Origin of the sequence: Phosphitispora fastidiosa, assembly GCF_019008365.1 — a bacterium.
GTDB lineage: Bacteria > Bacillota > Thermincolia > Thermincolales > UBA2595 > Phosphitispora > Phosphitispora fastidiosa.
Map to the genome: position 1 here is coordinate 1 of NZ_JAHHUL010000081.1, position 358 is coordinate 358.

The 358-nt window shown below is 46.6% G+C and carries 1 protein-coding gene; it reads right to left on the minus strand.

Annotation, left to right across the window (positions count from 1 at the left end; genetic code table 11):
* Nucleotides 1–358 (minus strand): zinc ribbon domain-containing protein (locus tag Ga0451573_RS19025; RefSeq protein ID WP_231685776.1); only part of this gene is annotated, 358 nt, incomplete at both ends.

The window sequence follows — 358 nt, forward strand, 5'->3', positions numbered from 1 at the left end:
TTAAGATGTTCTTCGCTCCATGAATATCCCTGTGCTCCTGATATCCGCACAGGCAGCTGTAATTTCTGGAGGAGGTTCTTTTCCTCCTCCCACAAACGGGACACGTTTGTGTTGTAAAGGCTTCGTCTACTTTTTGCAGGCTTATCCCTTCGGCTGCCAGTTTGTATTGGAGATATTCGGTGGTTCGGCCATATTGCCATTGGGACATTTTCTGGTTATGTCTGGGTGAACGTTTGTGCTTGTTTTTCTTCTTTTTGGGAGAGGTGTTACGTTCAATCCCGGCTACGTCTCCCACCACGACTTCCCTGACTTGATTTTCCAAGCACCAGTTAACAAATTCGCGGGTTGTTTTATGGAG